Origin of the sequence: Novosphingobium anseongense (assembly GCF_037482895.1) — a bacterium.
Lineage (GTDB): Bacteria > Pseudomonadota > Alphaproteobacteria > Sphingomonadales > Sphingomonadaceae > Novosphingobium > Novosphingobium anseongense.
On sequence record NZ_JBBHJZ010000001.1, the window covers coordinates 669,911 to 693,981 of the forward strand.

Annotated in this window: 22 protein-coding genes; 13 read left to right on the top strand and 9 right to left on the bottom strand. The window is 66.7% G+C overall.

Annotation, left to right across the window (positions count from 1 at the left end; genetic code table 11):
* Nucleotides 1–23 precede the first annotated feature (23 nt).
* The 3 genes from WG901_RS03280 to WG901_RS03290 are packed head-to-tail and all read right to left on the bottom strand — an operon-like array spanning nt 24 to nt 4,208.
* Nucleotides 24–1,538, bottom strand: coding sequence for an efflux transporter outer membrane subunit (locus WG901_RS03280; protein ID WP_339585574.1), 1,515 nt, complete (start codon nt 1,536–1,538; stop codon nt 24–26).
* Between the two features lie 4 nt (nt 1,539–1,542).
* On the bottom strand, nt 1,543–3,069 hold the full coding sequence (locus WG901_RS03285; RefSeq protein WP_339585575.1) for a DHA2 family efflux MFS transporter permease subunit: 1,527 nt from the start codon (nt 3,067–3,069) through the stop codon (nt 1,543–1,545).
* Nucleotides 3,070–3,080: 11 nt separating this feature from the next.
* On the bottom strand, nt 3,081–4,208 hold the full coding sequence (locus tag WG901_RS03290) for an HlyD family secretion protein (protein ID WP_339585576.1): 1,128 nt from the start codon (nt 4,206–4,208) through the stop codon (nt 3,081–3,083).
* A 73-nt stretch (nt 4,209–4,281) separates the two neighbouring features.
* On the opposite strand from WG901_RS03290, the gene WG901_RS03295 reads away from it, so the two are divergent.
* A complete protein-coding gene (locus WG901_RS03295; RefSeq protein WP_339585577.1) occupies nt 4,282–5,079 on the top strand; it encodes a tyrosine-protein phosphatase in 798 nt (265 codons plus the stop codon).
* Nucleotides 5,080–5,081: 2 nt separating this feature from the next.
* Nucleotides 5,082–5,852 (top strand): tyrosine-protein phosphatase, encoded by a 771-nt coding sequence (locus WG901_RS03300; RefSeq protein ID WP_339585578.1) that lies wholly within the window; start codon nt 5,082–5,084, stop codon nt 5,850–5,852.
* 9 nt (nt 5,853–5,861) lie between these two features.
* Here WG901_RS03300 and WG901_RS03305 read toward each other — a convergent pair whose 3' ends face one another.
* Entirely contained in the window at nt 5,862–6,731 is an 870-nt protein-coding gene (locus tag WG901_RS03305; RefSeq protein WP_339585579.1) for an alpha/beta fold hydrolase, read from the bottom strand.
* A 43-nt stretch (nt 6,732–6,774) separates the two neighbouring features.
* Nucleotides 6,775–7,488 carry a DUF899 family protein gene (locus tag WG901_RS03310; RefSeq protein ID WP_339585580.1) on the bottom strand — a complete coding sequence of 238 codons (714 nt, stop codon included), beginning with the start codon at nt 7,486–7,488 and terminating at the stop codon, nt 6,775–6,777.
* A 153-nt stretch (nt 7,489–7,641) separates the two neighbouring features.
* On the opposite strand from WG901_RS03310, the gene trxB reads away from it, so the two are divergent.
* Complete coding sequence (gene trxB / locus WG901_RS03315) at nt 7,642–8,619, top strand: thioredoxin-disulfide reductase (RefSeq protein ID WP_339585581.1); 978 nt, start codon at nt 7,642–7,644, stop codon at nt 8,617–8,619.
* A 1-nt stretch (nt 8,620) separates the two neighbouring features.
* Here the strand turns inward: trxB and WG901_RS03320 are convergent, their stop codons facing one another.
* From WG901_RS03320 to WG901_RS03335, 4 genes are read right to left on the bottom strand one after another with little or no spacing between them, the layout of a single operon-like run.
* Nucleotides 8,621–9,394: a hydrolase 1, exosortase A system-associated gene (locus WG901_RS03320; protein ID WP_339585582.1), complete on the bottom strand. Its 774-nt coding sequence runs from the start codon at nt 9,392–9,394 to the stop codon at nt 8,621–8,623.
* Nucleotides 9,391–10,065 carry an alpha/beta hydrolase family protein gene (locus tag WG901_RS03325; protein ID WP_339585583.1) on the bottom strand — a complete coding sequence of 225 codons (675 nt, stop codon included), beginning with the start codon at nt 10,063–10,065 and terminating at the stop codon, nt 9,391–9,393. The genes WG901_RS03320 and WG901_RS03325 overlap by 4 nt, the downstream gene beginning before the upstream one ends.
* The gene (locus WG901_RS03330; protein WP_339585584.1) at nt 10,062–10,325 is read right to left on the bottom strand and encodes an acyl carrier protein; all 264 of its coding nucleotides are present in this window, start codon (nt 10,323–10,325) and stop codon (nt 10,062–10,064) included. Before WG901_RS03330 ends, WG901_RS03325 begins: the two co-directional genes overlap by 4 nt.
* A gap of 51 nt (nt 10,326–10,376) precedes the next feature.
* Nucleotides 10,377–11,390: a GNAT family N-acetyltransferase gene (locus WG901_RS03335; RefSeq protein ID WP_339585585.1), complete on the bottom strand. Its 1,014-nt coding sequence runs from the start codon at nt 11,388–11,390 to the stop codon at nt 10,377–10,379.
* Between the two features lie 26 nt (nt 11,391–11,416).
* Here WG901_RS03335 and WG901_RS03340 point away from each other — a divergent pair, with 26 nt between their 5' ends.
* The 10 genes from WG901_RS03340 to xrtA all read left to right on the top strand — a co-directional run bounded on the left by WG901_RS03340 (nt 11,417) and on the right by xrtA (nt 24,067).
* A complete protein-coding gene (locus WG901_RS03340; protein ID WP_339585586.1) occupies nt 11,417–12,943 on the top strand; it encodes an acyl-CoA ligase (AMP-forming), exosortase A system-associated in 1,527 nt (508 codons plus the stop codon).
* Between the two features lie 181 nt (nt 12,944–13,124).
* Nucleotides 13,125–13,766: an XrtA/PEP-CTERM system exopolysaccharide export protein gene (locus tag WG901_RS03345; RefSeq protein WP_339585587.1), complete on the top strand. Its 642-nt coding sequence runs from the start codon at nt 13,125–13,127 to the stop codon at nt 13,764–13,766.
* Nucleotide 13,767: 1 nt separating this feature from the next.
* Entirely contained in the window at nt 13,768–15,291 is a 1,524-nt protein-coding gene (locus WG901_RS03350) for an XrtA system polysaccharide chain length determinant (RefSeq protein ID WP_339585588.1), read from the top strand.
* A gap of 11 nt (nt 15,292–15,302) precedes the next feature.
* Nucleotides 15,303–16,370, top strand: coding sequence for a P-loop NTPase family protein (locus WG901_RS03355; protein ID WP_339585589.1), 1,068 nt, complete (start codon nt 15,303–15,305; stop codon nt 16,368–16,370).
* Nucleotides 16,367–18,121, top strand: a complete 1,755-nt coding sequence (locus WG901_RS03360) for a TonB-dependent receptor (protein WP_339585590.1) — start codon at nt 16,367–16,369, stop codon at nt 18,119–18,121. Before WG901_RS03355 ends, WG901_RS03360 begins: the two co-directional genes overlap by 4 nt.
* 15 nt (nt 18,122–18,136) lie before the next feature.
* The gene (locus tag WG901_RS03365) at nt 18,137–19,273 is read left to right on the top strand and encodes an XrtA/PEP-CTERM system-associated ATPase (protein WP_339585591.1); all 1,137 of its coding nucleotides are present in this window, start codon (nt 18,137–18,139) and stop codon (nt 19,271–19,273) included.
* A gap of 55 nt (nt 19,274–19,328) precedes the next feature.
* Complete coding sequence (locus WG901_RS03370) at nt 19,329–20,213, top strand: XrtA system polysaccharide deacetylase (RefSeq protein WP_339586641.1); 885 nt, start codon at nt 19,329–19,331, stop codon at nt 20,211–20,213.
* Complete coding sequence (locus WG901_RS03375) at nt 20,210–21,286, top strand: FemAB family XrtA/PEP-CTERM system-associated protein (RefSeq protein ID WP_339585592.1); 1,077 nt, start codon at nt 20,210–20,212, stop codon at nt 21,284–21,286. The genes WG901_RS03370 and WG901_RS03375 overlap by 4 nt, the downstream gene beginning before the upstream one ends.
* The gene (locus WG901_RS03380; protein WP_339585593.1) at nt 21,283–22,515 is read left to right on the top strand and encodes a TIGR03087 family PEP-CTERM/XrtA system glycosyltransferase; all 1,233 of its coding nucleotides are present in this window, start codon (nt 21,283–21,285) and stop codon (nt 22,513–22,515) included. The genes WG901_RS03375 and WG901_RS03380 overlap by 4 nt, the downstream gene beginning before the upstream one ends.
* Nucleotides 22,505–24,067 carry an exosortase A gene (gene xrtA / locus WG901_RS03385; RefSeq protein ID WP_339585594.1) on the top strand — a complete coding sequence of 521 codons (1,563 nt, stop codon included), beginning with the start codon at nt 22,505–22,507 and terminating at the stop codon, nt 24,065–24,067. Before WG901_RS03380 ends, xrtA begins: the two co-directional genes overlap by 11 nt.
* The last annotated feature ends 4 nt before the right edge of the window (nt 24,068–24,071 follow it).

A 24,071-nucleotide genomic window follows, 5' to 3' on the forward strand; every position in this document is an offset into this window, starting at 1 on the left:
CCTTTGTGATCTTGGCGTGGATCTTAGGGGTTTATACTTAAATCGGACCTGCCGAAGAGGGTTAGCCGCCGTTGACCACCGGCGGGCGGTGGTGCACTTGGCGTCGTGGCTGCATTTTCGAGCCAGCCGCCCGCGGTCGCGACGTAGAGCCGCGCGACGTTGAGATACTGGCGCGAGCGCGCATCGACGAGCGCGAGCTGGCTGCGCTGGTAGGTCCGGCTGGCGTCGAGCACTTGCAGCACGCCGGAATTGCCCACCTCGAAGCTGCGCCGGGACAGACGCAGCGAGCGCTGGGCGATCCGCGCCGATTCCTGGCGCGTCGCCAAGGAACGGCCATCGGTTTCGATCGCCGAGAGCAGGTTGGAAACCTGGCCGAAGGCTTCGAGCACGGTCTGCTGATAGGTCTCGGCCGCGGCGCGGGCATCGGCCTCGGCGCCGCGTTTTTGCGCCTTGAGCGTGCCGCCGTGGAAGATCGGCGCGGTGAGGCCCGCGAAGAGGTCAAAGCCGCGATATCTGTTGCTCAGCAGGTCGCCGGGCACCGAACTCGACTGCGCAAGGTTCGCGCCGAGCGTGACGTTCGGATAGAGTTGCGCCGTGGCGACGCCGATCGCCGCGGTGGCGGAATGGAGTCGCGCCTCGGCCTCGAGGATGTCTGGCCGTTTGTGCACGAGCGCCGAGGGCAGGGCGACGGGCACCTGCGCGGGCAGGGCGAAGCGGTCGAGCGCGAAGGGCGTCGGCTCGAGTTCGGCCGGCGACAGGCCGACGAGGATCGCGAGCATTCCGCGCGCCTCGACGAGCTGTTGCTCGAGCGCCGGCAAACCGCCGCGATCGTCCTCGAGCTGCGCCTGGGCGCTGAGCACTTCGACGAGCGTACCTACGCCGCCTTGCTGGCGCTTGCGCGTCAGGTCGACGTTACGCTCGTCCTCGGCGAGAAGCGCGCGTTCGGTGGCGATGCGGTCGTTTAGCGCAGCGATCGCGAGCACCTGCTGGACGACTCGCCCGGCGATGACGAGATGCGCGGCCTCGGTCTGGCGCTGGCTGGCTTCGGTATCGGCCCGGGTCTGTTCGAGCGCGCGGCGGTTGCGGCCGAATAGGTCGAGATCGTAGGTCACGCCGCCGCCGATCGTGTAGAGATCGAAGCGCGGATTCTTGATCGACTGGCCACCGCTCGTCGAAAAGGCATCGAAGCCGAAGGCCGAGAGGTTGAGCTGCTGGTATTCGGCGCGCGCATCGGCGTCGACCTGCGGCAGCATGCGGCCGCGCGCGGCATTGATCCGCTCGCGCGCGCGTTCGAGCGTCGCCCGGCTCGCGGCGAGGCTGTGGTTGCTGGCGATCGCGCGCGCCACCAGCGCGTCGAGCTCGGACGAGCCGAAGGCGGTCCACCAGCCCCGGTCGGGGCCTTGTCCCAGCGCGGCGCGGCCCGCGCCCTGGGTGGCATAGCCGGCCTGCGGCGGCGGCGCGGCCAAGGTCTCGAAGTCGGGCCCGACGGTGCAGGCACCGAGCAGGGCGAGCGGGATCAGGGGCAGGTATCGACGCATCGGGTCACTCCATCACCGGCAGCGGCGCCTGGTGGGCGCTGTGCTTGGGCGGGCGCAGAAACAGGATCAGCGGCATCATCGCCAGACTGACGTAGAAGACGAAGGCATAGACGTCGGCATTGCCGACCATGCTGGCCTGACGGCCGATCTCGGCGTTGAGCCGGGCGAGCACGTCGGCCGCGCCGGGATCGAAGTCGGGCATGCCGTACTGGACGATCGGATTGTCCGGCCGCACCCCCTCGACCAGATAGGCGCGCGAGGCAGCGGTGTCGTGGACCAGTTCGCGGCTCAGCAGCGAGATGCCGATGGCATTGCCGAGGTTGCCGGTCAGCGCGAACATCGCCGCGCCTTCGTTGCGCAGCTTGTCCGATAGTGTCGCGAAGACCATCACCGACAGCGGCAGGAACACCATGCCGCCCGACAGGCCCTGGACGAAACCGATGTAGAGCAGGGTGTCCTGATCGACGTAGAGATCGATCTTGGCATAGAGCAGCATCGACACGGCCGAGGACAGCAGCCCGAAGAACAGGATGATCCGCGAGTCCACCTTGCCGATGATCCGCGCGACGACGATCGTCGAGACGATCGTGCCCAGCGCGCGCGGCATGCCGACCATGCCCGTGCGGAAGGCCGAATAGCCGAGCAGGCTCTGCGTCATGACCACGACCAGCGGCACCGTTGCGAAAATCACGATACCCAGCAGGGCACGGACCGCGCTGCCGACCGCGAAATTGCGGTCGCGGAACAGCTCGGGGCGCAGAAACGTGTCGCGCGCGGTAAACAGGTGGATGATGCTGAGATAGACCGCCGCGGCCATGATCACGGCGTAGATCTGGATTTCGGGCGACTCGAACCAGTCGAGCTGCTCGCCGCGGTCGAGCATGAGCTGCAGAGCGGTCAGCGCCGTCGATACCGCGAGAAAGCCGAATATGTCGAAGCGCATGGGCTTTTCGGACCGGCTCTCGGGCATGAAGGCCAGCATGCCGAGGAGCGCCAGGAGCCCGACCGGGATATTGATGAAAAACACCCAGCGCCACGACATCGCATCGGTCAGCCAGCCGCCGAGCGAGGGACCGATGATCGGCCCGGCCATCGAGCCGAGCGAGAACAGCGCCATCGCCTTGCCCAGCCGCTCGGGCGGGTTGATGTCGAGCAGGATCGCCTGGCTCAGCGGGATCAGCGCTGCGCCGCTCGCGCCCTGGAGCGCGCGCGCCACGACGATCATCGTCAGGTCCTGCGCCGCGCCGCACAGCGCCGAGGCGATCGTGAACCCGGCGACCGACAGCACCATCACCAGCTTGCGGCCATAGCGGCTGGCCAGCCAGCCACTCAGCGGCGTCGCTATGGCGCCGGCTATCAAGTAGGAGGTCAGCACCCAGACGATCTGGTCGGACGAGGCCGACAGCGCCGACTGCATATGCGGCAGCGCGACGTTGGCGATCGTGATGTCTACGGCCACCAAGGTCGACGCCAGCATCGCCGGCAGCGTGATCAGCAGGCGCCGCGTCGGATCGGGATAGGCGGTAGCCACGCCGCTGGGGCTCAGGGCCGGTCGGCGGCTGGCTTGGCCTTGGGCGCATAGGGCGGCGTGTCGGCGCCGAACAGGTGGCGCTGGTGGCCGGTGTCGACCTCGACCTCGACGCTTAGCCCCGTGTGCAGCGGCAGGTCGGCCGCCGGCGCTTCGTCGAGCGCAATCTCGACCGGCAGGCGCTGGACTACCTTGACCCAATTGCCCGTCGCGTTCTCGGCCGGGAGGATCGAGAACGAGTTGCCGGTGCCGGGGCTGAAGCTGGCGACGTGGGCCTTGAGCTTGTGGTCGGGGAAGGCGTCGATCTTGACGAGCACCGGCTGGCCGACGCGCATGTAGCGCAGCTGGTTTTCCTTGAAGTTGGCCTGGACCCAGAAACGCGTTCCGCTGAGCATGAACACGGTGCGGCCTGCGGTAACATAGTTGCCGACCTGAAGCTGGTGGACGCGCGTGACCACGCCGTCCTGCGGCGCGCGGACGACGGCGTCGCGCAGGGCGATCCGCGCGCTCTCGAGCTGCGAGGCGGCCTGGCGCACCGCCGGCTGGGCGTCGGCGGGACCGCCGATCTGGCCGGCGAGGCTGGCGCGCAGGCTCTCCGCCTTGGCCTGGGCCGCGGCGATGGCGTCACGCGCGGTGCGCGCCTCGGTCGCGGCCTGATCGGCTTGCGCCTTCGACGAAATGCCTTCGCGCAGCAGCGAGGCCTGGCGGGCGGCTTCGTTCCGGGCATAGGCGGCGCGTGCCTGGGCGGCGCTGACCTGCGACATCGCCTCCTGATAGTCGGCCTGCTTCGCGCCGACATCGGTGCGGGCATTGGCAAGCTGCGCTTCCGCCGCGGCGACCGAAGTCTGGAAGCCGTCGGTGTTGATGCGGAACAGCACGTCGCCCTTCTTCACGCGCTGGTTCTCGGTGACCTCGATCGCGACGACCTTGCCCGAGACGCTGGCGCTGACCGCGACGAGGCCGGTCTGCAGCGAGGCGTTCTCGGTCGACTCGTAGCGGCCGCCGGTCAGGTAGAAATAGAGCGCGCCGACCAGCACCACGACGGGCGCGGCCAGCATGAGCACACGCCGCAGGCCGCGGCGCTGCCGGGGCACGTCACCCTGGCTGTCATCATCCACGGATATCGAGCTCTCGGCGTTCATAGGATTTCCTGTTTCCTCAACCGCGCGGCGGATACTAAGCATAGCTAGTATCGGCAATAGGAAGAACTTGATTATGTCGGAAGACCGCGTGCTTGCGTTGGATGGCGTACACAATTTCCGCGATTACGGCGGCTATTCCGTCGCCGGTGGCGGGCGTCTGCGGCGCGGATTGCTCTGGCGTTCGGGCCAGCACCACGGCGCCAGCGAATCGGATTTGGTGCGGATCGCGGCGCTCGATCTGGCATCGGTGTTCGACCTGCGCTCGTCGAAGGAACGGACGACACACCCGTGTCGCCGGCCCGAGGGATTTGCCGCAGCCGTGATCTTCGGCGAGGATCCGCCGGTTCGCCAGGCGGGCCATTCGGCCCCGCACGTCGCCGCCGCCCAGGCGCCGCGACAGCGCGACGTCACCTCGACCCGCGAGGGGCTGCGCAAGAACTACGGCATGATCGCCTTCCGCCCCGAACTGGTTGCCGCGATCCGTCAGATGCTGGCGACGCTCGCAGAAGGGCGCGGTGCGAGCCTGGTCAATTGCATGGCCGGCAAGGACCGCACGGGCATAGCCGTTGCCGCGGTGCACCTGGCCGCGGGCGTCCACCGCGACGACATCATCGCCGACTACCTGCTGACTAACACCGCGGGTGACGTCGAGGCGCGCATCGCAGCCGGCGCCGCGACGATCACGGCCTTGACCGGCCAACTCGACGACGAGGTCCTGCGCGTTCTGATGGGGGTGGAGGCCGAATACCTCGAGGGCGCTTTCGCGGCGATGGCCGAGCGACACGGTTCGACAGACGGCTATCTAGCCGAGGTGCTCGGCGCCGATGCGGCGCTGCGCGAGCGGTTGCGCAGCGCTCTGGTGGAGGCGTGACCATGACCGACAGCCGTGTGCTCAGCCTCGAGGGCGTCAACAACTTCCGCGACTACGGCGACTATGCCGTGGCCGGCGGCGGCCGCGTCAAACGCGGTGTGCTCTGGCGCTCTGGGCAGCACGTCGGCGCCAGCGACGCCGATCTCGATGTGATCGCGGGGCTTGGGCTGACCACGGTCACCGATCTGCGCGGCGATAGCGAACGGACGCTCAATCCCTGCAGGCGTCATACAAGCTTTGCCGCACAAGTCCTTACCTGCGATGGAGAATCGGCAGCACTGGCGTCCCACATCGACGCCGCGAAGGGTGTGCTGACCGAAGCCGATGCGCGCGGCGCGATGCGGCGGCTCTATGCCGAGATGCCGTATCGCGCGAACCTCGTCGCCGTGCTGCGTCGCCATTTCTCGGCACTCGCCGACGACGGGGTGAGTCTGATCCACTGCTTTGCGGGCAAGGACCGCACCGGGCTGTCGGTCGCGCTGACGCATCACGTGCTCGGAGTCCAAGCCGATGACGTCATGGCGGACTATCTGCTGACCAACACGGTCATGGCCGGCCGCGATTTCCACGGCAGGAGCGGCAGCGACGTGTCGAAGTACGAACGGATGGACGAGGCGACGGGCCAGGCCCTGCGTGGGGTCGAGGCCGAATATCTCGCCGAAGGCCTCGCTGCGATCCGCGCAAGCCATGGCACAATCGACGCCTATCTCGCAGAGGTGCTGGCAGTGGATTCCGCCAAGCAGGAACGAATTCGTGCTGCCCTTGTCATATGATTGAAAGAGTTAGAGGAATTCTCTGATGTCTGACATGAAGCGGTCGAACTGATCGTGGTGGAGCCAGTGGCCGGCCTTCTCGTAGACCTTGAGGCTGGCGGTCGGGAAATGGGCGAGACGGCCGTCCTTCTCGGGGTTCGAGGCGAAGCTGTCGGTGCCGTAAAACATCAGTACGGGGCAGGTGATGGCCTCCCACAGCTTGATCTGCTCGGCATGAGGCATGTCGTTCGCTGACCAGACGTTGAGATAGTTGTCGAACTTCCACGACCAGGTGCCATCCTCGTTGCGGCTCGCGCCGTGCACGGTCAGGTGGCGTGCCTGCTCGTCGCTGAGGAAGCCGTTCTCCTCCTTCATGCGCGCATAGGCGGCGGCGAGAGTCGGATAGCGGCGCGGTAGCCGGGCCGAGGCCTTGCGCTTGTCCTCGATCCACTTGCGCACGCGGTTGGCCGCGCCCTCTGCCTCGGCCTGGGCGCGCAGTTCGGGCGATGGGCCGAGGCCCTCGATGTTGACGAGCTTGCGCACCTTTTCGGGATAAAGCCCGGTGAAGCGCGTGGCGATGTTGCCGCCGAGCGAGTGCGAGACGATCGTCACCTGCTCGTGCCCGAGCGTGTGCACGAGCTGCGCGAAGTCGTAGACGAAGGCGTCCATGCCGTAGTGCCCCTCGGGTGACCAGGCGCTGTCGCCGTGGCCGCGCAGGTCGGGGGCGATGACGTGCCAGTCCTTGGTCAGTTCCTCGGCGACCCAGTCCCACGACCGGCAATGGTCGCGCCCGCCGTGCTGGAGGATCAATGGCGGGGCCTCGCGATTGCCCCAGTCGACGTAGTGGAGCCGCAGGCGCTGCGAGATGAAGCTGTTCGAGACGGGGCCGGTGGTACGCATGGCTCCGGGATGCGACCGCTGCGTCGCGACGTCAATCCATCCGTCAGATGGGCGGATAGTCGAGCTTGGGATACCAGTCTATGCCACGGCCCTCCGGCGTCAGGTCGAGCAGGTTCCACAAGGCCTGCAATTCCACGGCGCCGCGCGGGTCCTCGCCGGGATCGGCCATTTCCTGGCTGCCTTCGGCCATCCAGTGCAGGCGCACGATATCGCCCTGACGTCGTAGGACCAGCAGGGCCGGCATTTCCCATCCCTTGTCGGGATCGAGCCCGCCGATCTTCAGCGCCCAGTCGTCACCCACGCTCTGGAAAAAGCGCAGGTCCCGCCAGCCGCGCTCCTGCGCGAAGGCGATCTGCCGCTCGACCTTCGAGCGCCCCGTCACCGCCAGCGCCACGCGCTGGGCGATGTCGGCGCCGTTGCCGTTGAGCGAGCCGAGCGTCGCCGTGCACATCGGGCAGGGGCGCTCACGGTCGGGGCCGAACATCCAGTGATAGATCACCAAGGAGTCATGGCCGCCGAACATTTCCTCGAGGCCGATCTCCACGCCGTTGGGGTCGATGAAGCGATAGTTCTCGGTGATCTCGGGCCCCGGAGGGAGGGCGCGAATCTGCGCGGCGAGGCGACCGACATGGCGTCGCACCTCGATCTCCTCGGCGAGCAGCGCCTCGCGCGCCTGGGCATAGTCGGTGCTCTCCTCGGCAAAGGGCGGTTGGCGCTTGGCGGCGAGCTGTGCGGCGGGGGCGAGATTACTGGGCATAAGGCGGGCTCCTGCGGTTGCATCGGAAACGCGGCTCTGCGCGATAGGCTCCCCAGGATACCCGCCCTATCCGCGAGGAAAGGAATGCTGCGCAGGCCGGCTTGGCAAAGCCGCCCCATGCATCCTATCTCGCCAGCCAGCCGGAGGATTTTCATGACCGTTCATACCACCCGCATGCTCATCATCGGTTCGGGACCCGCCGGGCTTTCGGCCGCGATCTACGGCGCGCGCGCCGGCATGGAACCGATCGTCGTCCAGGGCCTGCAGCCTGGCGGTCAGCTGACGATCACCACCGATGTCGAGAACTATCCGGGCTTCCGCGATGTGATCCAGGGCCCCTGGCTGATGCAGGAAATGCAGGCCCAGGCCGAGCATGTCGGCACGCGGATGATCTGGGACACGATCCTCTCGGTCGATCTCACCTCGGGCCCCCCGTTCCGCGCGGTGGGCGACAGCGGCGACGTCTACGAGGGCGAGACCTTGGTCATCGCAACGGGAGCCCAGGCCAAGTGGCTCGGCGTGCCCGGCGAGCAGGAGCTCGGCGGCAAGGGCGTATCGGCCTGCGCAACCTGCGACGGATTCTTCTACCGCGGCAAGAAGGTCGTGGTCATCGGTGGCGGCAATACGGCGGTCGAAGAAGCGCTGTACCTGACGAACCACAGCCAGGACGTCACTCTCATCCATCGCCGCAACACCTTGCGTGCCGAAAAGATCCTGCAGGATCGCCTCGAAGCAAATCCCCATGTTTCAACGCTCTGGCACAAGAAGGTCGAAAGGTTCTTGCACGACGAGACCACCGGTGCGTTGCGCGGCCTGCTGCTGGTCGACACGATCACCGGCAAGGAGAGCGAGTTCGCCGCCGAGGGCGCCTTCGTCGCGATCGGCCATGCGCCGGCGACCGAGTTGTTCAAGGGCCAGCTCGAACTCGACGACAGCGGCTATATCGTCGTCCAGCCGGGTACGCCCAAGACCGCGATCCCCGGCGTATTCGCCTGCGGCGACGTCATGGACCATACCTATCGCCAGGCCGTGACCGCGGCGGGCACCGGCTGCATGGCCGCGCTCGACGCCGAACGCTTCGTCGGCGAGCGCGAGTTCGAGGCGGTCAAGCTGGCGGCGCAGGCGGGCTGAACTAAGCTCGCAGCATTTCGAGAATTTGCTCCGTAAGCCATTCCTGGGAATGGCTTTCCACGAAGCTGTGCGTCGCATTCGGACAGCGCCGGATGCGCGCGTCGGCCTTGTCCCAGGCGGCGAGAAAAGCCTGAGCCGTCCGGTCGCGCTCGGCGATGAGGAAACGGGTCGGACCGGCGAAATCGGCGAGCCCCCGCGCCAGGTTCTGGGTCAGCGTCGTCGGCGGCGCGGGCTTGCGCGTGGCGTCGCGCAACGAAGCCGCCAGCTTGCCGACCGAGACCTTGCCCGTCAGCAGCCGCCTGATCGCTGTCGGATCGGCCAGCCGTCGCTTGTAGTGATCGCGGAGCACCTCGGGCGGCTGCGCGGCATCGTCTTCCTCGATCGTCCAGGGATTGGAAAGAACGAGCCCCTCAAATCCCAGGCCGCGTGCCAGCATCAGCGCGCTCGCGCCGTCGCAATTGCCCCAGCCAATGACCCGGCTCAGTTCGGGACAGGTCTTCCGAAACGACGCGAGTGCCGCGGCGATGTCTGGCCCGCGCGTTTCGAAGCTGCCATTGGGGCCATCGCTGTCGCCGACGCCGCGATGGTCGAAGCGGAGTACGGGGAAGCCCGCTGCGGCGATCCGTGCGGCGATCCGCGCCTGGCCGGCCCAAGCGCCCGACCGCAACTCGTTCCCGCCGCTGACGATCAGCAGCCCTGCGGTACCCGGCGCCTCGTCAAGCGTAGCGACCATTGTCGAGCCTTCGCAGGCAAAGGTCAGATGCCGCCGGCTCATGCCTTGATGCCGATCGCCAAGACCGCTGCAAGCGCATCGGCCTGATTCCGGTCCTCCCCAGGCTCAGCGCGGAGCCAGAGGCCGCCACCGCCGATCATCTCCTGGTCGATCACGCTGGCGCCGTCGATGGCTTCCAGCCTCTGGAGCTCCTCGAGGAATTGCGCGCCCAGACCGAAACCGGATAGTTCGAGCCCCTCACGAAGTCCGGTTTCCAAAAGACTGTCCTGACTTTCTGAAATGCCTATTTCACGCGACGCAAGAATGCGTGCGCGGAAGAGCTGGCGCAGGATCGCGGCACCCTTCGTCGGCGCATAGTGCCAGCCCGGCAAGCTTGCGGGCGTCAGCATGGCGCCGCCGCGGATGCCCAGCACATGCGTTGCGCGGAAATGTTCGGCGGCCGCCCCCATCGCGCGGCGCCAGGTCGTCGGCGTCTGGATATCGAGCGGCTGGGGACTTTCGTTGCAGCCGGGCAGGTCGGGCAGAATGCTGTCGATCCCCGCCGCGTCGAGCCGGCGCATGACCTCGACGGTTAACCGGCGCAGGCGGTTGGCCTCATCGAACAGCGCAGGAACGATCAGCAGCCGGTCGATCCGGCCGCTATCGAAGCAAAGCGCATATTCGTCGGCGGTCGCGCCGTCGGATGTGGGGCAGGGCCAGGCGCCCGGGATCACGCTGTGGTGCGCTTGGCCTCGGCGAAAGCGAGCAGCGAGCCGTAGGTTTCCAGCAGTTCGCCATCGATCTCGTCGTCCTCGATCATGATGTCGAGGCGATCTTCCATCTCGGTCAGCAGACCGGCGACCGCCATGGAGTCGAGCTCGGGCAGGTGGCCGAACAGACCGGTGTCCGCCGTGAAGCCATCCGCCTGACCCGCCTTCAGTCCGAGGACATCGGTAAGGATGCGGCGCAGAAGCTGGTCGGTGTCGGTCTGCATGAGCGTTCTAGGGCGCCTTTCTGGCCGTTGAGCTGCGAAATTGGGCGGGCTCTAGCCACGCTTACCGCGGCCCGCAAGGCGCTTGAGTGCGCGCTTGGCGAGAAAGGGCCAGTTTTGCGGGGCTTCGGGACGGATCATCTCGAGACGATAGCGCGGGCGGACCTCCTCCATCCAGTCGCGCTTATAGCCGTCGTTACCCGTGCCGAAGTCGATCAGCCCGACTCCATCGGTGTCGATCACCTCGCGGAACAGGGCGGCGCTGAGCACGGTCCCGGGTGAAAGCGGCTTGGCGTCCTCCCGGTGCGCGAGCTTGTGGATGAAGGCCGTGCCGCCCTCGATGGTCCACATCTGTGCAGCCACCGCGCGTCCTTCGGCATAGGCCACACCGAGCCGAAGCCTCCCTGCCGCGCCCTCAGCCTGGGCGAAACCACGAAGGAAATCGGGCGAGCCCTCGCTAGGCTTCCAGCTTTCGGCGTAGATATCCTCATAGTCGGCCCAGGCTTCCGCATCGAACTGATTGAAAATGCGCGTTTCCACTTTCGCGGTCTTGCGCTTGAGCGTGGTGCGCAAAGGTCCCGGTCGACCTGCCAGATAGGCGTCGTAGCTGCGCCCCTGAAGGTGCAGGACGTGGTTGGTGTCGCAGGTTTCACGCAAGGCGATCCAGCCCGCCCGGCGGAACGCGGTTTCGACGAGTTCGGCGCTGCCGTCCTCGTCGGGAAGGCCTGCGAGCGTGAGGCGCGGCGCCTTACGCGCGAGGTCACGCGCCAGAGCCGTCAGCATTCCGGTCGCATCGGCGCCGGGTGAGGCGACAGGGCGCAGACGGAACGAGTACCAGTTGGCGAGGCCCGAGAGCGCGCCGTTGGCGCGCTGAAGCGGCAGTACCGTCGTGCTATCGCCATCGCGCGCCACCGCGAGCAGGGGCTCGATCCCGCAATGCTCGGCGAGCCCCTGCCACCAGGCGAGGCGGTCGAACGGCGTCTGCTGCATCTCCGAGGAAAGCAGGGTCGCGAGAGCCGCGTCCGATTGCACTTCCTTAAGATCAGCATGATACTCGATGGCGATCACCCGCCGTTCCCCCACTGGAGCCTGCCTTGCACGCCGACACCGAGACGACGATCCGGCCGCTCGACCATCTCGTGCTCCGCGGTGCCGACGAAGCGCCCGCGCTGGTGCTGCGCGAGGGAACGCTTAGCTACAAGGCCTTAAGATCGCGTGTCTCCCATCTGGCGGGCTGGCTTCGATCGCAGATACCCGAGCAGGGCGCCCGTGTCGCCACCTGGGCGGCCAAAGGCGAGCTGACCTGCCTGATGCCGCTCGCTGCGGCGCGCGCCGGGCTGGTTCACGTGCCGATCAATCCACTGCTCAAGCACGCGCAGGTCGCGCATATCCTCGCCGATAGCGGATCGCGCCTGATCGTCGGTACGCCGGCGCGGCTTTCGACGTTGGAAAAAGGTGATGTGCCTGATAGCTGCGAGAAAATCTCAGAAGCCGATGCGCTGACCGCTGCCGCTGCCCTTGCGGTCGACCTGCCGCTGTCCGAGTCCGATCCCGACGGACTCGCGGCGATCCTCTACACCAGCGGATCGACCGGCCGGCCCAAGGGGGTGATGCTCAGTCACGCCAACATGTGGCTCGGTGCCGAGAGCGTAGCTGACTATCTCGGCCTCGCGCCCGACGACCGCACGCTCGCGGTGTTGCCGCTGTCGTTCGACTATGGCCAGAACCAGCTGCTCTCGACCTGGTACGCGGGCGGCCGCGTAGTCCCGCTCGACTACCTGACCCCACGTGATCTCATAAAGGCGGTAGAGAAGCACGGGGTGACCACGCTGGCTGCGGTGCCGCCGCTCTGGGTCCAGATCTCCGAGCTCGACTGGCCCGAACAGACGCGCGCCAAGCTGCGCCGGCTGACCAACAGCGGCGGCGCTCTGACGCCCGATCTCGTACGGCGGCTGCGCGCGCTGTTCCCGCAGGCACGGCTTTTCGCGATGTACGGCCTGACCGAGGCCTTCCGCTCGACCTTCCTCGATCCCGCGCTGATCGACACGCACCCGACCTCGATGGGCAAGGCGATTCCCCATGCCGAGATCCTCGTGGTCAACGACGCCGGTGCGATAGCTGCCGACGACGAGGAGGGCGAACTCGTCCACGCCGGGCCGCTGGTGGCGCACGGCTATTGGCAGGATCCCGAACGCACGGCCGAGCGCTACAAGCCCGCACCCGCCGCATCGCGCTATGGCGGCATGGCCGTCTGGTCGGGCGACCGCGTGCGCCGCAGCGCCGAGGGCCTGCTCTATTTCGTCGGTCGGCGCGACGCGATGATCAAGTCGGCGGGCAATCGCATCAGCCCACAGGAGATCGAAGAGGCTGCGCTGGCGACCGGCCTGGTTGCCGAGGCCGTGGCGCTGGGCCTGCCCGACGAGCGGCTCGGCCAGGCCGTGCATCTCGTGGTCCGGGCGACCGCAGGAAGTTCCGAAGCCGAGGTAGAACTACCGCGCAAACTTATGCAGGAACTGCCCAATTTCATGCAGCCCAAGCTGATTCATTGGCGCGAGGCCATGCCGATCGGACCCAATGGCAAGATCGATCGCACGGCGCTTTACGCGGAGCTTGCGGGTTAGACCGACCGCTGTGTCGTATCGGGACACCGCGGCTCGCAAGCCGCGGTTCCCCAACGATTAGCGGCCAAGGCTAACGCAATATTCACCCTTTTTACCGATAGCTGCATCCGAAAACGTCTGGCTTGCGTGTGGGAATAGGCCAGTTCCCATCGCCGGCCGGCACTGTTGAGGATGTGCCAAAATGCCACGTGACCGCTTCTTCCGGCTCCTTGCAGGAAGTGCCATCGCGAGCCTCGCCCTCTCGGGTTGCGCGGGCTCGTCGAAGCCCGAACTGCCCTCCGCCTCATTCGTGGCGATGCAGGAAGGGCCCGGCGAAGAATACGTCATCGGGCCCCTCGACGAACTCACGGTTTTCGTCTGGCGCAACCCCGAATTGGGCGCGAGCGTTCAGGTCCGTCCCGACGGCCGCATCACCACGCCGCTGATCACCGACATGCCGGCCGTGGGCAAGACGCCTTCGATGCTGGCCGAGGACATCAAGCTCCAGATCTCGCAGTACATCCAGGATCCGCTGGTCTCGGTGATCGTGAACAAGTTCGCCGGCACCTTCAGCCAGCAGGTTCGGATCGTCGGCGCCACCGAGAAGCCGGCCTCGATCCCCTATCGCGCCAACATGACGCTGCTCGACGCGATGATCGCTGTTGGCGGACTGTCCGAATTCGCCTCGGGCAACCGCGCCAAGCTGATCCGCTTCGACAAGACGCTGGGCAAGCAGCGCGAATTCCAGGTGAAGCTCGGCGATCTGCTCAAGAAGGGCGACAGCCGCGCCAACGTGATGCTGATGCCGGGCGACGTCATCATCATCCCCGAAAGCATGTTCTGACATGAACGGGCTCTACGACGAGGTCCTGTCCGCGCTGCACAGCGTCTGGAACCGCCGCTGGCTCGCTCTGGCGGTGGCCTGGGGCGTGTGCCTTCTGGGGTGGCTCGTCGTCGCCCTGATTCCCAACAGCTACGAATCGAAGGCGCGCATCTTCATCCAGCTCGACGATGCCCTGGCCGAACAGGTGGGCATCGGCGTTGCCGACAAGAAGCGCGACATCGAACGCATCCGCCAGACGCTGACCTCCGCGGTCAACCTCGAGAAGGTGATCCGGTCGACCAAGCTCGGTGATTCGGTGAGCTCGCCCAAGGACATGGAAGGCGCGGTCATCGCGCTCGGCAAGTCGGTCAAGGTTGCCGCTACCGAAGAGAACATCTTCGAGATCACCGCCAAGGCTTCGCAGGGATCACTCTCGGAGGCCGAGAACGCCAAGCTCGCGCAGGAGATCGCGCAGAAGATGATCGACATCTTCCGCGAGGAGAACCTCTCGGGCGGCCGCGGCGAGATGACCGAGACCCTGCAGTTCGTGAACGGCCAGCTCCAGCAGCGCGAGAAGGAACTCGAGGCCGCCGAACAGCGTCGTCTCGCCTTCGAAGCCAAGAACCCCGACATGGTCGCGGGCGGCCAAGCCGGCCTGCAGCGGCTCGAGGCGGCGCGTGCCGAACTGCGCGGCATCGATGCCGATCTCGCCGGCGCGCAGAGCGCGGTCGCTGCGATCAATGGCCAGTTGGCGGGTACCCCGGCGACGATCGCGGGCGGTCCCGGCACCAGCAGCCCCAAGAGTTCGTTGGCGCAGGCGATGTCCGACCTAGCGCAGATGCGCGCACGCGGTTTGACCGATAATCACCCCGACGTCGTCTCGGTGAAGAACCAGATCGCCGCATTGCGCGCCGCGGCGCAGAGCGACAGCGGCAACGTCGGCGGCGTACCCAATCCGGCCTACAGCTCGCTGCAGTCGATCAAGGCGGATCGCGGGGCGAGCGTCCAGTCGCTTAACGCCCGCCGTTCGACGATCCAGGCCGAGATCGCCCAGCTTACGGCGCGCCAGATCAACGATCCCGAGATCGCCGCCGAGGCGCAGCGTATCGGTCGCGACTACGACGTCCTGCGTCAGCAGTACGATAAGCTTCTGCAGGACCGCGAGGAATTGCGCCTGCGCGGGGAGGTGAAGACCGAGCGTGAGGCGATCAAGTTCCAGGTCATCGATCCGCCGACGACGCCGCGCGCGCCGGTGGCTCCCAACCGTCCGCTGCTGCTGATCGGCGTGCTGATCGTGGGTGTCGGCGCAGGCCTTGGCGCGGCTTTTGCACTGGGCCAGCTCCGCACGACCTTCGCGACGACGAGCAAGCTCGAGGCCGCCACCGGCTTGCCGGTTCTGGGATCGATCTCGCGCACGCTCACCGAGACGGCCCAGGCGGCGCGGCTGCGCCAGCGCAAGCTGTTCTTTGCAGGGCTCGGCGCACTCGGCGGGCTTTTCGCTCTGCTGATGGCCGTCGAATTCGTCCAGCGCGGCATGGTGGCCTGAGGGGGTAACGTATGACCGAGCAGACCAAGATACCCCTCCCGAACGGAAATGGGCCCAAGGACGGCGGTTCGCTGATCGAGCGCGCCGTCGAGAGCTTCGGCTGGGGCCAGTTTGCAGCGCCGCCGGTGCCCGCGAGTTTCAAGTCGCAGATCGCTTCGAAACCCGCAGTTCCCGAGCCGGCCGCCGAGGTGCGCGCGGTCGCGGTCGAGCCGGCCCAACCCGAGATCCGTCCGGAAGTGGTGGAAGCCGAACCCGAGGCGATCGTCGAAGCGGCACCAGCAGCGGTCATGCCCGCGCCCGTCGTGCGTCCGGTCGTTGCGCCAGCCGCCTCGTCGCCGCGCGACGATACCGAACATCCGATCGATCGCGAGCATCTTCGTCGTCAGGGCTTCATTCAGCCCGAGGGCAACGTCTCGGCGACGCTCGAGGAGTTCCGCATCGTCAAGCGGCAGCTCCTGCTCAACGCTGCCGATCTCAAGCGCCAGGGCGCCGCGGCCAAGGGACAGCGTCTGCTGATCTGCTCGCCGCATCCCGGCGAGGGCAAGACCTACTGCGCTGTGAACCTCGCGCTGGCGATCGCCGCGGAGAGGGAGAGCGAAGTGCTTCTCGTCGACGCCGATTTCGCCAAGCCCTCGGTGCTGAGCGCGCTCGGCCTGCCGGGCGGACAGGGTCTGATGGACGCGCTTGCCGATCCCGCGCTCGATGTTGCCGATCTGGTGCTCAACACCGACATTCCAGGCCTCAAGGTCCTTCCTGCGGGCAATGCGACCAATCGCGATAGCGAGAACCTGAACTCGTCGCGAACCGCAAGCGTGCTCGATCGTCTGACCGAGGATGCGCCGCACCGCATCGTGATCTTCGACTCGCCTCCGGCGCTCGCGGCATCGCCCGCGGCCGAACTCGCCAAATATGCCGGTCAGGCGCTGGTCATCTGCCGCGCCGGCCAAACCGGCCAGCAATCGCTCGAAGATGCGATCTCGTTGCTGTCGGGCTGTCCCAACATCCAGCTCTTGCTGAACGCCGCAAGCTTCAGCCCGAGCGGCCGCAAGTTCGGCGCCTATTACGGATACGGAGCATGACCATGCAGTCACGCCATTCGAGGAATCTGGCCGCATTGCTGGCTGCGGGCGCCTGTGCGCTTCCGCTCGCCGCGACGGCACAGTCGATCGGCTACGGCAACGTCTCGGGCGGTGGTTCGGGAGGAAGTTCGGGCGGCGACGACGTCAAGGCGAGCGACGGCTCCGGATCGTCCGATCGCGGTGATCGCGCCGGACGGGGCGGTCGAAATGCGGGTAGCCGCGGCGTTCGGATCACGCCCTACATCGAAGCCGCGCAGATCGTCACTGCCGAGCTCTCGCCGGGTGACGACACGCTTACCTATTCGACGGTTGCAGCCGGTGTCGACGCCTCGATCCAGGGGCGCAACAATGGTCTCTCGGTTTCGCTGCGCTATGAGCATCGCTTCGGATGGGGGCGCGCTGCCGACAGCAATACGATCAGCGGCGTCGCCAATGGTTATGCCACGGTCGTGCCAGGCCTCACGATGCATGCCGGCGCACTCGCGGCGCGTACGCGCGTGGGAGTCGACGGTTCTTCGGCGCTTTCGCCGATCGACGTCGGCAACGACGCGGTGACTCAGGTCTATTCGGTCTACGCGGGACCGTCGCTCGCGACCCATGCCGGTCCCGTGGCGGTCAACGCCAATTACCGTATCGGTTACAGCAAGGTCGAGGCGCCGGACGCCTTCGTAAACACGCCGGGCCAGCCGCCGGTCGACGTGTTCGACGATAGCGTGGTCCAGTATGCCGACGTCAAGGCCGGGGTCAAACCGGGCCAGATACTGCCCGTCGGCTTGAGCGCCGGGGCGAGCTATTACCGTGAGGACGTGTCGAATCTCGATCAACGCATCGAGAATTTCGCAGCGCGGGCCGACGTGACCGTGCCGATCACCAATACGCTCCATGTCGTGGGCGGGATCGGTTACGAAGACGTCGAGATCTCGGGTCGCGATGCGGTGCGTGATACAGCCGGCAATCCGGTGGTCGGCAACGACGGCCGTTACGTTACCGACAAGAGCGGCCCGCGCCTGATCGGATACGACGTCAGCGGTTTGATCTGGGATGCCGGCGTGATCTGGCGTCCGAGCCGCCGCACCGCGCTCGAGGCGCATGTCGGTCGCCGTTACGGCTCGACCACCTATTACGGCACCTTCGCCTATGCGCCGAACCCGCGCGCGGCATTCAACGTTTCGGTCTACGACAGTATCGCCGGCTTCGGCGGCCAGTTGGCCCGATCGCTCGATGGCCTGCCGACCGACTTCGAGGTGGTCCGCAACCCACTCACCGGCGGCTTCGGTGGTTGCGTCTCATCGCTCGACGGCGGCAACTGCCTGAGCGGTGCGCTCAGTTCGGTGCGTTCGTCGGCGTTCCGTGCGCGCGGCGTGATGGCGACATACAGTGTCAATTTCGGCCGTATGAATGCCGGGCTTGGCGGGGGTTACGATCGCCGTCGCTTCATCGGTGCGCCAGGAACGGTGCTCGCGCAGCAAAGCGGCGTGGTCGACGAGAACTATTGGCTCGCTGGTTTTCTCAGTCGCCGGCTCGACGCGGACTCGGGTGTTCGTGGCGAAGTGCGCGCGAACTGGTTCCAGAGCGGATCGAGCCTGAACGGCGATGGAACGGCGATTGGGGCGACCGCGTCCTACTATCGAAACCTGACCCGTCGTCTCTCGGCCACGGCAGCCGTGGGCATCGACGGCATCGATCGCGAAGAGCCGCTGCCGGATCAGTGGATCGCTTCGGCGCTCCTCGGCCTGCGCTACAGTTTCTAAGCCCAGGGGGCACGAATGTTCGACGAATTCTACGGGCTTAGCGGCCGCCCTTTCCAGCTCACGCCCGATCCGGCGTTCTATTTCGAGAGCCTGACGCACCGCAAGGCGCTGTCCTATCTCTCCTATGGCCTCGCCCAGGCGGAAGGCTTCGTCGTGATTACCGGCGAGGTCGGCGCGGGCAAGTCGACCCTGGTCGCCTACCTCATGGCGACGATCGATCCCGCACGGCTGACCGCCGCGCAGATCGTCACCAGCAAGCTCGACGAAGGCGAGGTGATCCATGTCATCGCGCAGGCTTTCGGTCTGCCGGTACAGGGACATGACAAGGCTTCGGCGCTCGGAGCGATCGAGGCATTCCTCCACGACGAGGCGCGCGCGGGCCGGCGCTGCCTGCTGATCGTCGACGAATCGCAGAACCTGTCGATCGGCGCTCTCGAAGAACTGCGCATGCTGTCGAATTTCCAGCTCGGCTCGCACCCCTTGCTGCAGACGCTGCTGCTCGGCCAGCCCGAGTTCCGCGGCACTCTGCTCGACCATCCGCAGCTCGAACAGCTTCGCCAGCGCGTCATCGCCACGCATCACCTCGAGGCGATGGAGGCCAGCGAAGTCCAGGCCTATATCGAGCACCGCCTCAAGCGCGTCGGCTGGAACGGTAATCCCAGCTTCGACCAGCGCGTCTTCGCCGAGCTCTATACGGCCAGCGGCGGCGTGCCGCGGCGAATCAACCAGATCTTCAATCGTCTGCTTATGCTCGGCGCGGTCGAGCAGCGCAGCCACGTCGACAATGCGATGCTGCAGCAGGTTCTCGGTGAGCTCGGGCACGATGCTGCGCCGAAGCGGGAAGCCTCCGTTCCGGCACCGCAGTCCGCGCCTGTCGCGGTCGCGCCGCAGCCGATCGAGGGCGTTGCCGCCGCCGCGCTCCAGGTCGCTCTGGCCGAGCGAGACGCGCAGATCGCCGAGCTTCAGCACGCCATCGTCGAACTCGCCAACAAGGTCGAAACCCCGAGCGCGCAGAACGAACTCACGATCCTGCGCGATCGCGTCGGTGCACTCGAAAGCCAGGTGATCGAGCAGGAAAGCGCGATCCGCCATACGCTGACCATGCTGATCGAATGGATCGAGACCGAGAACGGCGCGCGCGCCGCAGCCTGATCCTGATGCCTCTCGCAGGGAGACTTCGCCCGTGACCGCCGCCCTGCCTATCGACATGCCCGCGCCCGGCGGGACCCGCGGGCCGATCAACGGCCTGTCGGTCGACGTCGAGGACTGGTTTCAGGTCGGCGCCTTCGAGACGGTCATCGACCGTGGCGACTGGCACGGGCTGACGATGCGAGTCGAACGCAATTGCGACGCGATCCTCGCGCTGTTCGCCGAGGCCGAGGTCAAGGCGACCTTCTTCACGCTCGGTTGGGTGGCGAAGCGCTATCCGGCGATGATGCGGCGCATCGCCGCGCAGGGGCACGAGATCGCCAGCCATGGCTGGGACCATGCGCGCGTCTTCACCATGGACCGCGCCGGATTTGCGCTCGATCTCAAGAAGAGCCGTGAAGCCATTGAAGATGCTAGCGGTGAGCGTGTCAGCGGTTATCGCGCCCCGAGCTTCTCGATCGACCAGCGCACGCCTTGGGCCTTCGCCGAACTCGCCGAGCAGGGCTACGCCTATAGTTCGAGCGTCGCACCGATCGCGCACGACCACTATGGCTGGCGCGAGGCGCCGCGCTTCGCCTTCCGCCCGCTCGCCGATGCCGATTTCATCGAGATCCCGGTGACGACGGCCGAATTCGCTGGCCGTCGCCTGGCTGCCGGGGGCGGGGGTTTCTTTCGCGTTCTGCCCTACCAGTTCTCGCGCTGGGCGATCCGCCAGGTCAACCGGCGTGACGACCGTCCGGCGGTTTTCTACTTCCACCCGTGGGAGATCGACCCCGAACAGCCGCGCGTGGCTCATGCGCCGCTCAAGTCGAAGCTGCGGCATTACACCAATCTCGACGGTATGGCCGGCAAGTTGCAGAAATTGATCGCGGATTTTGATTGGGGCCGCATGGACGATCTGGCCCGCGGCGAAGCGCTGCGCGCCATCGCGCTGGCCGTATGAACGCGCCTTTCGTCCCCCAGCGCGAGCGGATCCACCTCGCTGACCTGGCTGACCCGAATGAGACGGCGCGGATCGAGGCATTCGTCGCCGCGCATCCTGACGCGACACCGTTTCACCGTCTGGCCTGGCTGCAAGCGATCGCCGCGGGAACCGGCAATCGCCCGCTTGCGCTCATCGCCGAGCACCACGGTGAGATCGTCGCCTATCTGCCATTGAGCGAAATCCATTCGCCGATCTTCGGCCGCCTGCTCGCATCGAGCGGTTTCGCGGTCGACGGTGGCCTTCTTGCTAGCGACGATGTCGACGTGGCGGCGATTTTCGCCCAGGCCGAAGGCCAGGCGCTGCGGCGGTCATGCCCGGCAATCGAACTGCGCGGTGGCAGCCTGCCGCAGGACCGAGCGGGCTGGACTTTGAAGACCGAATCACACTGCGGTTTCGTGATCCCTCTCGCTGCAGACGACGAGGCTCAACTCCTGGCGATCCCGCGCAAGCAGCGCGCCGAGGTCCGCAAGGGGCTCGCCAATTCGTTTGAGATCGAGATCGGCACCAGCGCGCGCGACCGCGCGGCACACTATGCGGTATACGCCGAGAGCGTCCGCAATCTCGGCACGCCGGTCTTCCCGCGCGCGCTGTTCGATGCGGTGCTCGATCGCTTCGGTACCGATGCCGACATTCTGACCGTGCGCCACGAAGGCGTGGCCGTTGCGAGCGTGCTCTCGCTTTACCACCGCGGCGCCGTCATGCCCTATTGGGGCGGCGGCACTCAGGCCGCGCGGCTCCTGCGCGGCAACGATCGCATGTATTTCGAGCTCATGCGCCATGCGCGCGAGCGCGGCTGCAGCCATTTCGACTTCGGCCGGTCGAAGACCAACAGCGGCGCTTACCATTTCAAGCGCAACTGGGGGTTCGAGCCTGAACCTTTGACCTATGCGACCTGGACCGCCCCCGGCGAGGCGCCGCGCGACGCCGATCCGACGAGCAGAAAACACGCCCTGCAGATCGCGCTCTGGCGGAAGCTGCCGCTCGCCGTGGCGAACCGCCTGGGTCCCTGGATCGCACGGGGTCTGGGATGAACGGTGAAATCCTGTTCATCGCGCATCGCCTGCCGTTTCCGCCCGATCGCGGCGACAAGATCCGCTCTCACCATATCCTCAAGCACCTCGCAGACATCGCGCCGGTCCACGTGGCGACTTTCGCCGACGACGAAGCCGATTTCGCCGAGGAAGCGAGCCTCGCAAGCATGGCCGCGAGCTATTGCCTGCGTCGCCGGACCAAGCCGCTGCCACTGGCGGCGCTCCAGGCTCTCGCCACGGGGCGCCCGGTCAGCCTGACCGCGTTCCACGATCGCGCGCTTGCCGACTATGTCGCGCAGACCTTGGCGACGCGCTCGATCGCGGCGATCTACGTCTTCTCGGGGCAGATGGGCCAATACGTTCCCGCGGACTTCCCGGGCCGGCTGATCGTCGATCTGGTCGACGTCGATTCGGCCAAGTTCGAAGCCTATGCCGCCAAGCGCAGGGGGCCGATGGCGCTCGTCGAGGCGCGTGAGGCGAGGCTTCTCGGTGCCGAGGAAGCGCGGCTTGCAGCGCGCGCAGACGTCACCCTGCTGATCTCGGCTGCCGAGACCGAACTGTTCCGTTCTCGCCTCCCGGCAGGTTCGCCGGCCGAGGTTCGTGTTCTGGGCAATGGTATCGACAGTGCGGGTTTCGATCCCGTGCTGGTTTCGCCGGAACCGCGGATGCTCGCCTGCACCGGCCCCCGCCTGATCTTCACCGGGCAGATGGACTACGCGCCCAACATCGACGCCGCACGCCGCGTGATCGAGCGCGTGCTGCCGCGGATTCGTGCCATTCGACCCGAGGCCAGCTTTCATATCGTCGGCCGCAATCCGACGCCCGAACTGCTCGCGCGGCATGGCCGCGACGGCTGTCACGTCTGGGGCCGGGTCGATGACGTCCGCCCCTGGCTCGCCGCGGCTGACTGCGCGCTGATCCCGCTCGAGATCGGTCGCGGGGTACAGAACAAGGTGCTCGAGGCCATGTCGATGGCGCTCCCCGTCGTGTTGAGCCGTGAAGCGGCTACGGGCATCGCGGCGCAGGATGGCGAGCATTTCGCTGTGGCCGACACCGACGCTGCGCTGGCCGAGTCGGTGCTGACCCTGCTCGATGACACTGCCCGCGCGCGCCGATTGGGCGAGGCGGCGCGCCGTTTCGTCGTCGAGAACGTGAGCTGGGATGCAGCGCTCGCGCCGCTGGCGGAATTCATCCAAGCTAAGGGTGGGGCGCAGCGTCATGCCGCATGACATCGCCGCGCGGCTGCGCTCCGGCCCAGGCCTTTTCGCGAACGTTCCCCAGGCCTGGCGTGCCGCGCTCGGCCTGCTTGCGGGCGCCTGGATCGCGGACCTGCTGCTGTTCCTGTCCGACTGGGCGGACATGGCCGACCAGTGGTGGAACATCTCGACCTACAACCACGTGGTCCTGGTTCCCGCGATCATTGCCTGGTTGGTCTACGAGCGGCTGCCGCAGCTCGCGAAGCTGACGCCGCAAGCATGGTGGCCGGGGTTGGTGCTGAGCGCGGCTGCGGGCCTGCTCTGGGTGCTCGGCGAGTTTGCGGGCCTCTCGGTCGCGCGGCAGGCGGGTGCGGTGACCCTGCTTGCCGGTTCGGTGCTCACTTTCCTGGGCCCGAGGATCGGCGCAGTCCTTGCGTTTCCGCTGGTTTACATGGTTTTCCTGGTGCCGATCGGCGACGAACTGGTTCCGGCCCTGCAGATGATCACCGCGGCGATCACCATCTCTCTCGTGCATTTGAGTGGCGTGCCTGCAGTGATCGACGGCGTGTTCATCCATACGCCGGCGGGACTGTTCGAGGTGGCCGAGGCCTGTTCGGGGGTCAAATTCCTGATCGCCATGGCAGCCTTCGGCGTGCTGGCCGCAGAGGTCTGCTTCACCCGCTGGCCGCGCCGCCTGGCCTTCCTTGCGGTCTGCCTCGTCGTGCCGGTTCTGGCGAACGGAGTGCGCGCTTGGGCTACGGTCTTCGTGGCGCAATATGTCGGCGCGGAGCGCGCCTCGGGTTTCGATCACATCGTCTATGGCTGGATATTCTTCGCCATCGTGATCGCGCTCGTGCTGGCGCTGTCGTGGCGGTTCTTCGATCGCCCCATGGACGAGCCGATGGTCGATCTCGACCGGATCACGGCCTCGCGGGTGATCGCGCGGCTAGAAGCCTTGCGCATCGGCGCTATGCCTGCGCTGTTCGCGCTGATCGCGATCCTGTTCGTGGGACAGGTTTGGACACGCGCCGCCGATGCGCTCGCCGCGCCGATGCCGGGGGCCATCGATCTACCGCAAGTGGCCGGTTGGCAGCGCGTCGCCCACCGCCCGAGCCTGCCATGGGAGCCCCGCGCGCAGGGCGCCGATCATCGCTTGATCGGCCGCTATGCCGATGCCGCAGGTCATGAGGTCGACGTGTTCGTTGCGCTCTACGCTGCCCAGACCGAAGGGCGCGAAGCGGGCGGCTTCGGCCAAGGCGCGCTTCCGCCCGATGGTCTTTGGGCCTGGCAGTCGCCGGGGCCGGCGATCGCCGATGCCCGAACCGATCGCATGCTGGCCGAAGGCCGCGTCGAACGGCTTGCCTATACCTGGTATAGGACGGGAGATTTGCTGACCGGCAGTAACGCCCGGCTCAAGCTCGCCAATATGGCCGACCGGGTGTTTCTCCGCGAAAGGCCGACGATGATGCTGATCGTCTCGGCTGAATCTACGCCCGGACGTCCCACGAAGCTGGCTCTGGATCGATTCCTCCGTGCGATCGGTCCAACGGACCGATGGATGGACCGCGTGGCCGGCCTCCGCTAGGACT

Coding starts and splice junctions, on each gene's coding strand:
- WG901_RS03345 (WP_339585587.1), top strand. CDS start 13,125: ATGCCACGTGACCGCTTCTTCCGGCTCCTTGCAGGAAGTGCCATCGCG.
- WG901_RS03295 (WP_339585577.1), top strand. CDS start 4,282: ATGTCGGAAGACCGCGTGCTTGCGTTGGATGGCGTACACAATTTCCGC.
- WG901_RS03305 (WP_339585579.1), bottom strand. CDS start 6,731: ATGCGTACCACCGGCCCCGTCTCGAACAGCTTCATCTCGCAGCGCCTG.
- WG901_RS03310 (WP_339585580.1), bottom strand. CDS start 7,488: ATGCCCAGTAATCTCGCCCCCGCCGCACAGCTCGCCGCCAAGCGCCAA.
- WG901_RS03370 (WP_339586641.1), top strand. CDS start 19,329: ATGCCCGCGCCCGGCGGGACCCGCGGGCCGATCAACGGCCTGTCGGTC.
- WG901_RS03360 (WP_339585590.1), top strand. CDS start 16,367: ATGACCATGCAGTCACGCCATTCGAGGAATCTGGCCGCATTGCTGGCT.
- WG901_RS03290 (WP_339585576.1), bottom strand. CDS start 4,208: ATGAACGCCGAGAGCTCGATATCCGTGGATGATGACAGCCAGGGTGAC.
- xrtA (WP_339585594.1), top strand. CDS start 22,505: ATGCCGCATGACATCGCCGCGCGGCTGCGCTCCGGCCCAGGCCTTTTC.
- trxB (WP_339585581.1), top strand. CDS start 7,642: ATGACCGTTCATACCACCCGCATGCTCATCATCGGTTCGGGACCCGCC.
- WG901_RS03375 (WP_339585592.1), top strand. CDS start 20,210: ATGAACGCGCCTTTCGTCCCCCAGCGCGAGCGGATCCACCTCGCTGAC.
- WG901_RS03320 (WP_339585582.1), bottom strand. CDS start 9,394: ATGAGCCGGCGGCATCTGACCTTTGCCTGCGAAGGCTCGACAATGGTC.
- WG901_RS03350 (WP_339585588.1), top strand. CDS start 13,768: ATGAACGGGCTCTACGACGAGGTCCTGTCCGCGCTGCACAGCGTCTGG.
- WG901_RS03365 (WP_339585591.1), top strand. CDS start 18,137: ATGTTCGACGAATTCTACGGGCTTAGCGGCCGCCCTTTCCAGCTCACG.
- WG901_RS03280 (WP_339585574.1), bottom strand. CDS start 1,538: ATGCGTCGATACCTGCCCCTGATCCCGCTCGCCCTGCTCGGTGCCTGC.
- WG901_RS03355 (WP_339585589.1), top strand. CDS start 15,303: ATGACCGAGCAGACCAAGATACCCCTCCCGAACGGAAATGGGCCCAAG.
- WG901_RS03330 (WP_339585584.1), bottom strand. CDS start 10,325: ATGCAGACCGACACCGACCAGCTTCTGCGCCGCATCCTTACCGATGTC.
- WG901_RS03300 (WP_339585578.1), top strand. CDS start 5,082: ATGACCGACAGCCGTGTGCTCAGCCTCGAGGGCGTCAACAACTTCCGC.
- WG901_RS03380 (WP_339585593.1), top strand. CDS start 21,283: ATGAACGGTGAAATCCTGTTCATCGCGCATCGCCTGCCGTTTCCGCCC.